11 protein-coding genes and 1 pseudogene are annotated in these 16,081 nt (G+C 43.3%); 8 read left to right on the forward strand and 4 right to left on the reverse strand.

The genetic code is table 11. The features are described 5' to 3' along the window. Positions 1-792: 792 nt before the first annotated feature. Both QE390_RS22060 and QE390_RS22065 read left to right on the forward strand, forming a co-directional pair. Positions 793-1,146 (forward strand): annotated as a pseudogene (locus QE390_RS22060) (adenylate/guanylate cyclase domain-containing protein); the annotation flags it as partial. A gap of 128 nt (positions 1,147-1,274) precedes the next feature. Continuing rightward, entirely contained in the window at positions 1,275-1,601 is a 327-nt protein-coding gene (locus QE390_RS22065) for a YbbC/YhhH family protein (RefSeq protein WP_307143899.1), read from the forward strand. Positions 1,602-2,288: 687 nt separating this feature from the next. Here QE390_RS22065 and QE390_RS22070 read toward each other — a convergent pair. Next, positions 2,289-4,481, reverse strand: a complete 2,193-nt coding sequence (locus QE390_RS22070) for a penicillin acylase family protein (protein ID WP_307143900.1) — start codon at positions 4,479-4,481, stop codon at positions 2,289-2,291. Positions 4,482-5,693: 1,212 nt separating this feature from the next. Between QE390_RS22070 and QE390_RS22075 the strand changes: the two genes are divergently transcribed. Beyond that, positions 5,694-7,070 (forward strand): 7TM diverse intracellular signaling domain-containing protein, encoded by a 1,377-nt coding sequence (locus QE390_RS22075; protein ID WP_307143901.1) that lies wholly within the window; start codon positions 5,694-5,696, stop codon positions 7,068-7,070. A 164-nt stretch (positions 7,071-7,234) separates the two neighbouring features. On the opposite strand, the gene QE390_RS22080 is transcribed toward QE390_RS22075, so the two are convergent. Next, positions 7,235-7,864: a response regulator transcription factor gene (locus tag QE390_RS22080; protein WP_307143902.1), complete on the reverse strand. Its 630-nt coding sequence runs from the start codon at positions 7,862-7,864 to the stop codon at positions 7,235-7,237. Positions 7,865-8,705: 841 nt separating this feature from the next. On the opposite strand from QE390_RS22080, the gene QE390_RS22085 reads away from it, so the two are divergent. Then, a complete protein-coding gene (locus QE390_RS22085; protein ID WP_307143903.1) occupies positions 8,706-10,133 on the forward strand; it encodes an APC family permease in 1,428 nt (475 codons plus the stop codon). Here QE390_RS22085 and QE390_RS22090 read toward each other — a convergent pair. Further along, a complete protein-coding gene (locus tag QE390_RS22090; protein ID WP_307143904.1) occupies positions 10,130-11,428 on the reverse strand; it encodes an MFS transporter in 1,299 nt (432 codons plus the stop codon). The genes QE390_RS22085 and QE390_RS22090 overlap by 4 nt on opposite strands. Before the next feature lie 161 nt (positions 11,429-11,589). Beyond that, complete coding sequence (locus QE390_RS22095) at positions 11,590-12,003, reverse strand: hypothetical protein (RefSeq protein WP_307143905.1); 414 nt, start codon at positions 12,001-12,003, stop codon at positions 11,590-11,592. 294 nt (positions 12,004-12,297) lie between these two features. On the opposite strand from QE390_RS22095, the gene QE390_RS22100 reads away from it, so the two are divergent. From QE390_RS22100 to QE390_RS22115, 4 genes are all read left to right on the forward strand, one after another. Beyond that, a complete protein-coding gene (locus QE390_RS22100) occupies positions 12,298-14,049 on the forward strand; it encodes an SGNH/GDSL hydrolase family protein (RefSeq protein WP_307143906.1) in 1,752 nt (583 codons plus the stop codon). A 101-nt stretch (positions 14,050-14,150) separates the two neighbouring features. After that, on the forward strand, positions 14,151-14,315 hold the full coding sequence (locus tag QE390_RS22105; protein WP_307143907.1) for a hypothetical protein: 165 nt from the start codon (positions 14,151-14,153) through the stop codon (positions 14,313-14,315). 240 nt (positions 14,316-14,555) lie between these two features. After that, positions 14,556-15,035, forward strand: coding sequence for an ADP-ribosyltransferase (locus tag QE390_RS22110; protein ID WP_307143908.1), 480 nt, complete (start codon positions 14,556-14,558; stop codon positions 15,033-15,035). 4 nt (positions 15,036-15,039) lie between these two features. After that, positions 15,040-15,471 (forward strand): helix-turn-helix domain-containing protein, encoded by a 432-nt coding sequence (locus tag QE390_RS22115; protein WP_307143909.1) that lies wholly within the window; start codon positions 15,040-15,042, stop codon positions 15,469-15,471. Positions 15,472-16,081: the final 610 nt, after the last annotated feature.

A 16,081-nucleotide genomic window follows, 5' to 3' on the forward strand; every position in this document is an offset into this window, starting at 1 on the left:
CCCTGCGAGCGATGGGGTAGTTTCTGCAACTGACTGAGCCCATAAATTACAGAAGGGAAAAAGCGAAAAAGTTAAGCAGCATAGGAACCGCATAGGTTTGACTCTTTTTGTTGAACGATTCAAACCTACTTTTCTTCTCCTTAAGGCTTGATCTGATTTTGTCCAACTGGGGGAAATAGCTTATGAGTCAGGGAAAAGTAGCCATTACTGAAAGGAAAACGATATGCATGCTCGTACGTAGTTCGCTTAAACCTCAAGTGCTGATACTTCAAAACATAACCAGTTACTAAGAATATCACATTAACTTTTTGAATACTGGCCGCTTTTTAAAGTTAACCAATACCTTTGATTTTGTCCCCTATCACGATAAAAGTCGCGAAACCACCTTTGTAGTTAGTAACGTGGTGGTGTATGGACTAGTTTAGTATAGATACTTCGTCATTTAAAAGTACTTCCCGTGACCTATTTCTACCGACTTTGCGTTTTTATAGGGTTTGCATGGATTGTCTCAGAACCTGTATTTGCTCAATCAAAAGTATCAGTTGATGACTCTAAAAAACAACAGGCTGATAGTCTATTTAGGGTAGGGGATCGGCTGTTAGACACAGGTGCGTATTCGCAGGCAAAGTCCATTTTCGAGCAAACACAGGCTATTTACAAGGAACTGAACCTACAGCGTAACGTGGGAAACAGTATCAATCGAATGGCTCTGGTGTATTACTATCAGGGGAATTATGAAGAAACGTTTCGACTTTATGAAAAAAGCAGGATGATTTATCAAATCAGGATCAGGCTTCTACCCGAAACATCGTTTTGGCCGCATTGGAGATGCAAGAGTTTATTAAACATCGAAAACTCGAAAATGAAATCAACGACAAGCCAGCTTTTGAAATGCGTATTGGTATCCACAGCGGTCCTGTAGTAGCGGGTATCGTAGGCGTTAAGAAATTTCAGTATGATGTATGGGGCGATACGGTAAACACGGCTAGTTGAATGGAGAGTAATGGCGAGCCAGGAAAGGTAAATGTAAGCGAAGCCATCTTTCATCTCTTAAAAGACGACAAAAACTTTACGTTTCAACTTCGGGGCAGTATCAACGCCAAAGGAAAAGGCGAAATACAGATGTATTTTGTTGAAAAGATTTAGATAAAAAGCCTTTCTACACATTTGGTAGTGCTTCAAAGTTTGAAGAGCTTAAGTAAGCATTAAGTAAATGAAACGAACACTTATTCAGGCTGGGCAAAAGAATAGTTATGTTTCATTGCAAACACATTATGCAACGCAATCTTATTAAAATACTAGTGATAGTGACAATACTATTAGCTGGCTGTCAGCAAAAAAATGCAGCTAGAGAATGGAAAGAAAGCGACGGGTTAATTCCAGACAGTACAACAGCCGTTAAGATTGCAGAAATAATATGGCTTAATGTATATGGAGAAAATGTATTAAATACAAAACCTTATAAAGCCAAACTGATTGATAATAAAGTATGGATTGTAGAAGGAACTCTCAATAAAGGAGCTGATTATGATGGAGGTACGCCCTATTTAGAAATACAGAAGGATAATTGTAAGATCATAGGAATATCTCATAGCAAGTAAGGATTATAAAAAAGGCCTCCACCATTGTTGACGTTCAAACGAAGCAATGACAGTACACGGTATTTAAACGATGAAAAGTATATTTTACGATAAATGTTAAGTGCTGGTAAGTTTTGCTGGATAGTAGTACCTACAGAAAATGATTAGGGTAAGCGTTTGCATCAATAATCTTTCAAACCCTGTCATCTCGAACGACGTGAGAGACCTTCTGCGGAATACGTCGGCTTTTATTTTATGAAAGCTATTTCATGACCAAGTAAGTTTGAAAAGGTAAGTAAGGTCCTTCGCTTCGCTTTGGATGACAAGAGAGAGTAGAGATAGTCTTACTTCACATTACCATCTCGAACGCAGTGAGAGACGAATAAATGAATTTAAAACTAACCCAATTATTCAGTTTTTCCCTAAGGCCTTCATCCTGAAGGGCAGCGATAGAGCTTAGGTAAAAGACCGAGCGTTTAGCTATTTCGGCAAGCGACAAAAACCTAGAAAAATGTAGAGACGCGATTGATCGCGTCTGGCTATGAATGGGCGTAAATGACTGATAATAAAAATCGCCTCTTACCCAGACGCGATTAATCGCGTCTCTACGTTAGTTAAATTTTTGGAAATGATAGAAGTGCCGTCACCTTTCAAACAGTAGAAGCAATTACCAGCTTACCAAAAAGGAAATTCCGGGAAAACGTTGAATTATTTATCGCCGGGGCGGTATTTTTTCTCAACGTGTTTCAATACATCTTCTTTGTAAAAATAAATTTCCTTATAAGTACCATCGATATACCCGCGAACCTGATCGGTATAATGTGGAGATTTCGGATCACTGCTGGAACCACCCGTCAGAATAGTTTTAGCCCGTAGCTTATCACCAAATTCTACGGCGGCCACGAAGGTGTTCCCCGTCACACCGTAGCGTTTGTGTGTTTGAGGCATTTTGCGACTGACGTAAGCATTCAGTGAACCCATGAAACCGGGTGTTGCAGGCACGGCCCAACTGGGTTTATCGTCACTCGGGTCACCGTCGGTGCGTTGAAAACGATTGACATTGCCCCAGGTAACTTCCCAAGTGCCGTATTCTTTTTTGAGCTCCTCAACTACCTGAGCCAAAGCCATAACCTGTTCACGGGCTGAAAGGAATTCCGTTGTCATCGCAGCTCCATTCGTTAATGAATATTGCTCTTCGGTCGTAATTGGGCGGGGCAGGCGAGCCATGTCCAGTTGAATGATTTTCTCCAGCCAGTGAACCGTCAGTGTAGTTGCGATGGAATTAGTATCTGTTTTGAAATCCCATGTTTTCAAAACGTCAATCGGCTCTTTTAGCAAGGATTTCAGAGAGTCCGAAGTTAAGGTGTGATACGCCGCAATCAAACTGGGTACATAACGCTCTCCGCTGGGTAAGTAATGATCGTAAGACGCTTTCACGACGTCATCCATCGTCGCTTCTTTCAAAGGGGTTAATACTTTGACGGCATGAACCGCCCGGGGCGTATGTCCATCAGGGTGCATGTAGGCCGGAAGTTTCAGGATTTCCTGCGATAACTCTCCCGCACCGTATAAAGGCGTAGAATTACAGTTTTGTAGCCAGCCATTTGTAGGATTAAGGTAATGGGGAATCTCGGAAAGTTCGTGCGTTCCCTGCCATTCTGTAGCGGAAGTAGTGCCATCTACCGGGCGTTTCCAATCCAGAATTGGATTCTTTTTAGGAACGAAGTTCCCGTGCCAGTACGCAATGTTCCCGTCTTTATCGGCGTACAGCACATTGCTGCCTACCATGGCTCGCTTGTTCATGGCCTCGGTGAACTCCTGTAGGTTTTTCGCCTTCATTTTCAGCCAATGCATGGCTAGTAAATCAATATTCGGCTCGTGCGTTTTCAGAGACACCCAACGCGTTGCGGTGGCGTAGACAATGGGGCCATGATGCGTGCGATAGGTAACCACTTTTTTAGTAGCAAAGCCATCGCCTTTTTTGTACTTAATTTCGTGAAGGGTGCTATCCACGTTTTTCCAGGCACCGTCGTACCTGTACATCAACTTCCCATTTTTCCACTGCACATCCTCGGCGTAAAGATCTTTCGCATCGGAAAGGGATACCGGGTGCATCCAGCCACAATATTCGTTGAAGCCCTGAAAAATAGAGAATTGTCCCAGAAATGGTGCTCCATACGAATTCAGGCCTTCGTCACTTACCACCTGAATTTCAATTCGACCGTAATATTCCGAGTGGGGGTTGATAAGCAAAATCGGTTTTTTGCTTTTGGTGCTGGACGGTCCCAGTACCCAGCCATTAGAGCCATCGTTTTTGGGAGGTTCGGCTGTAAAACTCCGGCCCGGAATGGCATGCGTATCTTTCAGGTAAAAGGCTTTGAAGTCTGCTTCCGAAACGTTACTTCCCGTCATAGCGGGCACGTTATTCATCAGATTCATCCAGGGTTCCACCCGTTTAATGAGCTTGGGCTTCACCTGAGGATGAGTAATCAAGTAATAATTGATCCCGGCGGCGTGGGCGTCGCAAAGCTTGCGTAGCCACTCAGGTGATTGCTGATAATACGCTTTCGCCTGCGTAGAATCAATGAACATCTTCGACCAAAGGTCGCGGATTAAAGCTGCCTCGCCCTCTACTTCAGCCAGACGACCCGTGCGACTAATGAGCGAGTTTTCCACCTTTTCGAAAAATTCTTCGCACTGCACGTACATCATTCCAAAAACAGCATCAGCATCCGTTTTCGTGTAAACGTGAGGGACACCATATGTATCTTTGATAATTTCAATGCGTTTGGCCTGAGCACGCATCGCCTTGACTTCCTGATCCGAAAAAGGACGCTGAGCAAGGGCCGAACCAAGGCTCAAGCCCAGCCCCAGCAGGGGGAGGTAAAACTTCGATAACATTTTCAATTCAGATTAATAGAACAAAGTCAGAAAGGTAAAGTAATAAAATTGCCTTTTACTACCGATGAAGTAGGTTATATTTTATTGAAAATCATTATATCAAAATATTATATGGTAATATAGTTATAATGTATACTTTGCGAAGCTTCAGCTAATAGGATAGTATGGAAAGCATAATAACGTAAATTTATATACGTAGTCTGATTGAAATTACAACTAATAGCTATAAACAGTGTGCCGTTTCTCTTTCTCCCAAGTCATCTTAGAGCTACGAATAAGTATGAAGATAACTAAGCGGTTCTGCTAGTAGATATTCGGAAGGTAAGTAAGGTCCTTCGCTCTGGATGACAGGTAGTAGGGAGGTATTGGGTGCAAAAAGAAAGGCTACCAGCTTTTCTGCTGGTAGCGGTAACAGTAGCATTTGTTCATGCTCCGGTTGATGTTTGGGTAAGCATCGCTATCTTTTAGCTAAACTCCCTCATGACCTTTCATCTCGAACGAAGTGAGAGAACTTCTTTTGGAATGGGACGGCTTTAGAGCGACCCATCTGCACTTTCCTAAAACTAACTCCTTACCTGACTCTAGTAAGATCCTTCGCTTTGCTCTGGATGACAGAAGAGAATGGGGATAAGCTACATGTGCTTTTAGCTGAGAAGCGAACCTTTATACAAGGTTATCTTGCTTGCTCTATTAAGGAAAGAAAGTAAACATCTACATGTTAAAATGGTGAAGAGAGTTTTTCCAGAATCAACTTGTCTTTATCTTTGTTTATCCGCTCTACCCATGAGCTTACCTAACTTAAAAAACATACTTATGCTCACTTTCCTAGCAGAAAACTGCAACTACTTTATTTTAATCTGTATAGTTTTAGGAATTCATTGTTACCTGAAAGTACACGGCAGTAGAAAAGTAACCAAGGCTGTTCAGGTTCGGATCTATACCATGAGTTTAAACGCCATCTGTGTGTTGGGAATTGGTTTTTGGGTAGTATGGTTTTTAACGGCTAAATTTAGTTAGTTCAAGCGGTCCAAAGAACCTGAAACGTAAGAGGTAATCCGAACTATAAAAAATACCGTAAATGGTCTTAGAAACTATTTTCTGAGACCATTTTTTTATGATTGATGAGAATAAGTAAAAGGTAACATTCGATCGATCAGTTACTATTGAAAGGTGGCTCAACGTTTACAAGAAATGGGATTACTAATGCTTTAGGTGTTAATTACGGTTTATTCGGGTGGTTTTAAGAACAAAGACGAAGGTATGGGACAGCTTTCCATTACGTTTTCAGAGTTGCATCTGTTTATGGATGGAATGTTGCTGATGATGTTTCTATACATGTTATTACTGTTCGTACAACAGCGGAAAAAAATCTATTCTTTATACGCCCTTTATATCCTCTGTATTACCATTGCCTGCCGCTTGAATGAAGCCAGTTACCACCTTCCTTCGTATAAACCCGGTACTAATTATATAGTGCTGCTGTTCGAATCGCTGGCTTTTTTACTTTACATGCGATTCATCATTTTATTAATGAATTTGCCCAGATTTGATCCCATTAGTTTAAAGTTTCTACGGGCGATGGAGCTATTCCTGATTGGAGCCGTAGCACTGGATACCCTCTTGTGGGCTAGTAAAGCCGATGCCAACATCAGAAGTACATTTTATTCCATCAGCCGATTCATACTGGCAGCCATTGGCTTATACGTCATTCCTCGGATTTTAAGAATCCGAAACGTCGTTACCCCCTACTTTATCATTGGGTCCTTTTTCTTTATTTTGGGCTGTATTGTGGCTTTAGTCATGGGCGTAACGCCGTACATGACCCCAAGCGTCTGGATTCAGGGCGGCGTGGTGTTAGAAGTCTTATTTTTTACTTCCGGCATTGGATATACCAATTACCGAACCGAGCAGGAGAAAATTGCCGTACAGGCTCAACTGATTGAGCAGTTACAGGAAAACGAACGCAAGCAATCGCGGCTGAATGGGATTCGTGATGAAATTGCTCGCGATCTACACGATGAGATCGGTTCGCACCTGAGCAGTATTAATATTCTAAGTCAGACGATTGTGCCTCTGGTTCATGACGAACGAGTGCAGCAACGGCTCAGCCGAATCGGCGACAGTGCCCGTCAGGTGATGGACAGTATGCGGGAAATTGTCTGGTCGCTCAACTCCTCCAGCGACTCTTTACTAAACATTGGCTTACGAATTCAGGAAACTGCCTATTCGCTCTTTGCTGATTCATCGACTCGTTTGTTCATTCAAATTCCTGAATCTAGCCAGCCGCTGGGATTATCCGAACGCCAGCGTCGGGAGTTACACCTGATCGTCAAAGAAGCCCTGACAAATGTCCTTCGGCACGCCCGGGCGGATCAGGTTTGGGTAAATCTGGATGTTGACGTCAATGACGTAACCCTACATATAAAAGATGATGGAATTGGATTTGATTCTACGCTGGAAGTCAGCGGTCTGGGTATGAAAAATATTCGGGAAAGAGCTTCGCAAATGGGGGCTACTTATAATTTGACGAGTTCTCCCGAAAGTGGTACGCTTTTACAAATTTCATGGCGTGTGGTTACTAACCATTGATAATCAACCCCAAAACTAAGAGACTACCTCTAGGATAGCCTCTTAGGGAGAAAGCATTGATATAGAAGGTTGAACGATACTAAAGCGACTTAATGCTCTTTGATTACCAAGACAAATGTGATCAGTTCCAAAGGTTCCTACAATCCCATAAAAGGGGGGTATCTCTACGAGATAGGACGATACCGGGCAATAGCTTCGGTAGCGGAGTGAACCTGAAGTTTTTCGTAAATACGTTTGATATGACTTCGTACGGTTTCCAGACTAATCATTAATTCTGCGGCGACCAGTTTATAACTAAGTCCCTGTGCCAGGTAATGTAAAATCTGTCGTTCGCGGCTGGTTAGTTGGTCTAAGTCCGCTGCGGATGTATGACGGGCAGGAAAAGTCTGGATGACTTTTCGGGCAATGCTCGGTGACATCGGAGCCCCACCCATACGTACGGAACGGATGGCTTCCAGTAACTGATTCGGAGGGGTTTGTTTAAGAAGGTAACCCGAGGCTCCAGCACACAAAGCTCGGAAAACCCGGTCATCATCATCGAAAACGGTGAGCATGACTACTTCCACCGAAGGAAACTCTCTACGAATACTCGATACGGCCTGAATGCCATCGCGTCCGGGAAGGTCAATATCCATCAAAACCACTTCTGGTTGCAGTCGGTAAACCTGTTCGTTGGCCCGAAGGCAGTCACCGAAGGCTCCGACCAGGATACAGTCTTCAGCATCTGAAATCAGTACCGTCAGGGCTTCCCGAAGAGCCAGATTGTCTTCGTAAACTAACACTCGGATGGCCATATAATTCAGGGATTAGGATTAACAAAGATAACCCGAGAAAGTCACTTGTCTATCCCATATAGGGGGGAGAAGGAAGGTCAATTAGTAGCGATTTTTGGGGCTGCGAAAAGCTGGCTGAGTTATCTGGAAGCTTTGTTACCTATCTATCGGCATATGCTGCCAGCTTTCCCGCTGCCAGCAATAAGAATGAATAGCTCTGGATAAGCTTATAAAAAGGCCTGATATAAGGAAAGAAGTATTTTTGAAGCCAAATGAGTGCAAAGCCGCTGCCAGCCTTTTTGCTGGCAGCTTTAGCTACTTACCAACACATGTGTTCGTCCACGATACAGTCGCGAATGGCTGAGGAAAGAGTCTACGAATTTCAACGTTATGGAGCATAAGGGCAGGTGGGAACCTGCCGTATAGGATAGGAACGAGATGGAATCTCGCACCAGTTAAGCGTGCTATGCAATTTCGCAATTAGCTTTGGTATCTACTGGCACATGCTACCAGCGGAAAAGCTGGTAGCGGTAAGAATTTAAATTCATATTACGAACGCGAACGAACAGGATAAGTATCGTCGTCTGATTTTTGAAGCCAAATAAGTGCAATGCCGCTGCCAGCCTTTTTGCTGGCAGCGGCATTGCACTTATTAACACAGGCTACCCGTGAAAAAGCCGGCAGCGGTAAGGGTGAGTTACTTTGAATGACAAGCAAGGAGTTACTCGACAAGTGTTACTCACATCCCTCCGATATAGAAGGTTTCATCGCTAAATACTTTAAAAATCGAGCAAAGCTGTTTTCTTTACAGAAAGACTTTGATTTGAAAAATCAGCTTAACCATTGAGCCTTTACTGTACGAATGACTTCACAAACAAACGAAAACGGCTTTAAGCCTCGGGTAACATTAGTAGATGCGACGATGGTCGTGGCCGGATCGATGATCGGTTCGGGAATTTTTATTGTAAGTGCCGAAATTACCCGTAGCGTCGGCGGGGCTGGCTGGATGTTGTCTATGTGGTTACTGGCGGGGCTGGTTACCATTATCGCTGCCGTAAGTTACGGAGAATTAGCGGCCATGTTTCCCGGTGCGGGCGGGCAATACGTTTACCTGCGGGAAGCTTACAACTCCCTAATCGGCTTTCTCTACGGCTGGGCTTTTTTTACGGTTATTCAAACCGGAACGATTGCCGCCGTTGGAGTCGCGTTCGCCAAATTTACGGCCTATCTCATTCCGGCTTTTAGTGAAAAACAGATCCTTTTTGCTTTAGGAAGTTTTCAGTTTTCGGCCGCTCAGCTAGTGGCTATTATTACTATTGTTTTGCTGACGTATATTAATAGCCGTGGCGTTGAAAATGGTGTATTTCTCCAGACATTTCTGACCAGTGTCAAAATTATTTCACTCATTGGATTAACTATTGCCGGTTTTATCTGGGGGGCAAAAGCTGAAATCTGGGAGCAAAACTGGCAGAACGCCTGGACGCTTTCCAACCTTACGCTGGACAATGGTCAGCTTCAGCAAACGGCTCTTACCGGGCTGGCTTTCTGGGGAGCCATCGCGATTTCAATGAAGGGCACGTTGTTCTCCAGCGATGCCTGGAACTCTATTACTTCCATTGCCGGGGAAGTAAAAAATCCTCAACGAAACATTGGACTAAGTCTACTGCTGGGCACGATTATCGTAACCGTTGTGTACATGTCTACCAATGTGATGTACCTGGCGGTAGTGCCGTTGAAAGAGATTGCCTTTGCTCCGAATGACCGGGTAGGGGTGGTGGCTGCCGATTACATTTTTGGCTCAGGCGGCACCATTGCCATCGCAATTATGATCATGATTTCGACCTTTGGTTGTAACAATGGACTGATTCTGTCGGGGGCTCGTGTGTATTATACCATGGCAAAAGACGGTCTGTTTTTCAAGAAGGCTGGAACATTAAATGAAAAGCAGGTACCCGCCTACAGCCTCTGGATTCAGTGTGCCTGGGCGAGTTTGTTATGCCTGACGGGCGAATATAACCGCCTGCTGGCTCTGGTTATTTTTGGGGTATTGCTATTCTATATTCTGACGATTCTGGGAATCTACATTCTGCGAATGAAAAGGCCCGATATGGCCCGTCCCTACAAGGCGTTTGGTTACCCTTTTTTGCCCGCCATTTATGTGGTGGTAGCAGCAACCCTAGCCGTCTTATTACTAATTTTTGAAGCAGAATACACCTTACCAGGTTTGGGAATCATCTTACTGGGAATTCCGGTTTATTACTTCGTACTGAAAAGAGATGCCGTACGTTAGGATTCGCTCATCTGCGAGTGTTTCTCGGTATCCCGCATGTTAATGCTGACGATCAGCGAAACGGCCAGACAGCCCGTCAGATACCAGTAAAACCAATGAGCGTGACCTGCATTTTTGAAAAGTAAAGCCACGTATTCGGCGGTTCCGCCAAAAAGAGCAACGGCCAGAGCATACGGAAAACTAACCCCCAGCGAACGCACGTTCGCTGGGAACATTTCGGCCTTAATAATGGCCGAAATCGACGTGCATAAACTGGTAATGAGCAAAGCAAGGGTAATTAATCCCGTGGCCATCCAGAAATTCTGCGTTTCACCGAGCCAGGTTAAAATCGGAATGCTGGTACAAACCCCAATGCTGCCGTAAATAATCATTTGTCGCTTACGCCCAATTTTATCGCCTAATGCCCCAAATAAGGGCTGTACGAGCATGAATAAAATGAGGGTTATGACGGTAATTGTAGTGGATTCGTTTTTGCTGAAGCCCGCCGTGTTTACCAGAAATTTCTGCATATACGTAGTGAACGTATAATAGGCTACGGTTAAGCCAATAGTAAACCCCACCACCAGCAAAGATTCGCGTTTGTAGCGTAGCAATTCTTTGAATGTACCCCGCTGTTCGGCTTTGACGTGTGTTTGTTGAAACGAATCGGTCTCGGAAATTTCTTTTCTTAGGTATATCGCTGACACGGCCAGAATAGCTCCAATCCCAAAGGGAATTCGCCAGCCCCAGTCGCTGAGTTGTTGTTCGGTCAATAAAAATCGTTGCAACACCAATAGGATTGCCAAAGCAATTAACTGACCCATCGTGGTTGATACGTACTGAAAACTGGAATAAAATCCCCGCTGATGAGGCGGAGCCATTTCGCTTAAGTACGTGGCGGCAGTGCCGTATTCGCCGCCAATACTGATTCCCTGAATCATTCGGGCTAACACGAGAATGAGCGGAGCCGCGAGGCCAATTTTCTCATAATTCGGTACAAACGTGATCATTAATGAACCCGCACTCATTAATAAAACCGAAAGGGTTAAAGCCGCTTTCCGACCTTTACGATCCGCATAGGCTCCCATAATCCAGCCGCCAACGGGTCGCATGAGAAAGCCGATGGCAAAAATTCCAGCCGTATTTAATAACTGAGCAGTTTCGTTGTCTTTCGGGAAAAATGATCCGGCAAAATACAGCGAAAATACCGAGTAAGCGTACCAGTCGTACCACTCTATCATGTTGCCGATAGACCCTCCGACAATGGATTTCAGCTGAGTTTTGAGGCTGGGTTTTTCTTGCGTTAAAGATGACATAAGGCTTAGGGAAGTCTGTAAAATCTATAAAGTTTGAGTACTAGAAACACTAAGGTAGTTACTTAAGCCTCAAATTAATCAAAGGCATGGAGCGTAAAGAGCACAAAAAAGCCAGTAAGAGGTTTCTTACTGGCTTCGTATAGCAATAAAAGGGGGAATGTCTAATGCGTAACCTGTGCAGTCAATACATCAGAAGTATCTACAAAAAAAACCTCAAGAGTTTGATCTGCTAATACTAATGTAGAAAAGCCGTTTTTATAATTCCACTGGCAGGTAGCGGCTTGTAAACGAGCATCAAAACCGGACTCTTTAGATGCTTGACCATAATGCGTACTTAACTCCTGCTTGCATTGGTTAAAATCCGCTTGTATATCTGTCTTCGCCTGCATTTCAATAGAAACCATATAAAGCTGGTTGTTTTTGAAATAACTTTTCAGGATCGCAGGTCGATTCTGGTATACAACTCCTTTATACTCGATTGACTCATCCTTAGACTCTGAAATAACTTTTTTACCAAGTACCTGAGTCAGCTCTTGAGCGTTCATTCCGAACTTCATTCCGAAAGGCAAATGCATTTCTCTGGGAGGTACGGCAGAGCTTAGGAAACAAGTTAATACTAGCGTGATAAGTAAGAAATGGCGGAGCATGAGCGGAGTAATTAGCGAGTATGTAATACAAACTTGTGTATAATTGAAGCCGGTAAGGTATTTATTCGATGAATGGTAGTGTTTGCTCGATAAATGACATCGCGTTGAGCTATTTTCATTGATAAATGATTAGATATTGCTAAAATTGGAGACTCTAAGAATAAACGTTCGCATTTATTTTGATCGGTTTGAGGTAATTCTTACGATTGACTTTTGATTTCTATGCATAAAATTTCCTTAGTCTTACTTCTGTTTTTCAACCTTGCCGTTCAGGCTCAGTCTAAAATTTCCTGGTGGAATCCAGCCAGTCATTCATTTCCAGTGATTGAAGGCCAGGGCTGGTCTAAGGGGCTACAGAAGTTCTACGATCGTTTACCTGCTTCGGCTGAAAAAGAGGTCCGTCTGCCCGTTTGGGATTTATCGCGACAATCGGCGGGAATGTTCATTCGCTTTATTAGTAATGCTACCCAAATTAAGGTCAGGTATACCGTAGGCAAAAAGCAGCCGGGTTTGCCGCACATGCCCGCTACAGGGGTTAGTGGAGTGGATTTATACGCCCGTGATCCGCATGGAGCTTTTGCCTGGTGTGGTGGAAAATACACCTTTGGAGATACCATTACCTATCAATTTTCAAACCTCAAAAGCGTGGCTAAAGGGCAGGAGTTCAGGTTGTATCTGCCCCTTTATAATTCGGTAGAATGGCTGGAAATTGGTGTTCCTGAACAGGAAAAGTTAACGCCGCTGGCCTTGAGAGAAGAGAAGCCGATGGTGGTATACGGCACTTCCATTGCTCAGGGAGCCTGTGCATCCCGTCCCGGCATGGCCTGGACCTCAATTCTCGAACGGCAATTGGACCATCCGCTTATTAACCTGGGTTTTTCGGGAAATGGACGACTTGAGAAAGAGGTACTGCACTATGTGAATGAAATCGATGCCCGGCTGTTTGTGCTGGACTGCTTGCCTAATCTGGTGGCCAGTGTGGGGATTGCTCCCGAAGAAATCAGAAAGAGAATCGTGGAATCGGTGAAGGCGTTGAAACAGAAGCACCCCCAAGTGCCCGTATTAGTAGTCGAACACGCGGGTTATTCGGATGCGGGCATGAATCTGCTTCGAAATGAGTATGTCGTTCAGGTAAATGCGATTTTACAGGAAGCTTATCAGGAATTGAAAGCCAGTTTTCCTGAGGGATTATATCTGTTGTCAAAATCTGAGATTAACCTGAGTAACGATGCGATGGTGGATGGAACGCACCCTTCCGATTTAGGCATGCAGGCCTACGCGGATGCTTACCAGCGAAAGATTCGTATGATTTGGAATGAACCGCAAGGCAGTATTTCTACGACGAGGCCCATTCCCCAAAGTCGTGATTTTTATAATTATGAAACTCGCCATCGGGCTATTTTGAAGCGGTTGAAGCAAGAGAAACCACCGATCGTTTTTCTGGGAAATTCCATCACACATTTCTGGGGAGGAGAACCGCTGAGCGAACGTTCCAATGGTCCTAAAACCTGGATTAAATACATGGAGCCTTTAGGGGTTCAGAATCTTGGTTTTGGATGGGACCGGATTGAAAATGTGCTCTGGCGGGTGTATCACGGTGAATTGGACGGTTATCAGCCCCACACAGTGGCCGTAATGATTGGCACCAATAACCTGGAATGGAACACAAATGAAGAGATTGTGGAAGGCCTCCGGTTTTTGATACAGGCCATTCGGCGGAAACAGCCGAAAGCAAGAATTGTACTGATTGGCATCCTACCGCGTCGAAACCAGGAAAGTCGCCTGGAGGAATTAAATCTTCAGCTAGCAAAAGCGGCGGGCGATGAACAAGTGTTATTTACGCAACCGGGTAAGGCACTTTTACTTGCTAATGGCAAAATTGATGAGACACTTTTTACGGATGGGCTACATCCCAACGAAACGGGTTATGAGCGAATGGCGGAGAAATTAGTGCCATTACTTAACGTCAAGTAAGGAGCACTAACTTTTTCTAAAGTAAGTAGTATTTATTTAAAGGCTTGAAGGTGAGTGGGATTCTCTCTAACTTTCCTTCAAGCCTTTAAACTTATCAGATTATGAAAAAGCAAACCGTAAAACCCGAATTCCCGGAATACTATAATAAGCGTATTCTGACGGTAGAGGAAGCATCCTGGTGCACAGGGCTGGCCCGGGGTACTCTCCGGAATATGACCTGCACCCGCATGATTCCTTACTATACTATAAACCCAGTGGTAAGCTGATGTACTTCCTGCGATCTGATCTTGATAAATAGATGCTTCAAAATAGAGTACCTAGGGAAGCGGAAACAGAGCAACAAGCCCTTCGACACGTAACCTCGAAACGGAAATTTTGAAATAATACTTATTTATATTACCTAATTGTTTTAAGTAATATAAATAAGTATTATTTTTGTTTGACTAATTTTTATCAGGAACATAAAACGTTCGATGTATGCAGACTATAATCTTTAACTCAAGACCATGTCTTTATCGCCAGAAGAACTCTCAGCGATCTACGAGTACACAAAAGAAAGATACCGTGATCTAAACTATCCACTAAACTCAGGAACCGAAGTTTCGGCTAGTATCCAAGCCGGTATTAATTTACTGAATCAGGCATTATCGAAACTACCTCCAATCGAAGGAGAGTTTTACAGATCCATTGCAATTCCGCAGGAAGATCTGATTGGATATATTAGTTATCTCAAGCAGAACCGATTACTTACATTTCCTGCCTTTACCAGTACTTCCAGATCAAAAGGAGTGGCACTTAAATTTGGAGGTAATGTGATGTTTATTATCTCGTCTAGGCTAGGACGCCATATTAAAGAATTGGCTCACTATCCTCAAGAAGACGAAGTATTGTTTAGGGCACCATCTTCGTTTATCGTAATGAAGATATCCCCACGAAAATTTAATGGGCAAATTATAGGACTAGAAGTTTACCTAAACGACGCCTAATGACATGTCAACACTAAAAGAACGTATGCAGAGCGGAGGACTTGGTACCGCCGTGCCTCTTCCTACGACAGATTACCCTGCTCTAGAAATTGAAGAAGTTGAGGTAAACCCTAACTTTCTCGTTTATTATGAATTAGAACCAGGCAAACTAACGGCTGCCTGGTTTGATGGGACCGATGATCTGATAGAATTCATTGCTTCTCTTAATGGCAGCAAATTCAAAATTTCCTGCGAGGTCGAACGAATACCAACTCTGGTTTCGGCTTTGAGGAAGTTCAGAGGAATGACCCAGGCAGAGCTAGGGGAGGCCATCGGCTATCCCAAACCAGTCATTGGGAATATCGAGCAAGGTACCCGCAAACTTGGTCTTAAGACGCTGGAAAATCTCATCGAGGCTCTTTCAGCTAAGGTTACTGTAATGGTTGAGGCTGAATAGCTAATAAACCCTATACTCTATCAAGGCTGCTACGTAAATTCGATGGCGGCCTTTTCTTTTATAGATACAGCCTAACTCAGAAAAAGTGTATTTTTGAAAATAGGTAAATAGTTGAATATTAATTAATTATAACCAAATCGTGAAAAAGTGAAGCTCTTAGAAAACCTTTTGAAATTTATATTTTTCCATCGAACCAGTTTAGCTCTTCTCTATTTTCCTAATGAAGTAGGCTAACAACTAAGAGACTTTTGGCCAATATTTCCTCAAATTCAGCAGATTTGTCCCTTTTATAGTTAAATATTTGATAATCAGATATGATTACTTTTTCTAAAGATATATATTATTTTTGGGTATTTTTAGCTATAAAGTAAGCTACTGATAATTATATAATTAAAAAATTCATCTTCTATGGAAAAACTACCATATCTTTAAAGTCCCCACCGCCATGGATTAGCTTTAATTAACCCAACCACAAATCTATCCATGCACAAAAGAAAAACGACGATAAAGTGGTATAACGTTTATACCTGGGCAATACTAGTGCTTCTCTGTCTCCTATTTCATATCTATATACTCATTCCTCTGTTGAAGCGATTCTGGCAATTTTTAT

Origin of the sequence: Siphonobacter sp. SORGH_AS_1065, assembly GCF_030818595.1 — a bacterium.
Classification (GTDB): Bacteria; Bacteroidota; Bacteroidia; order Cytophagales; family Spirosomataceae; genus Siphonobacter.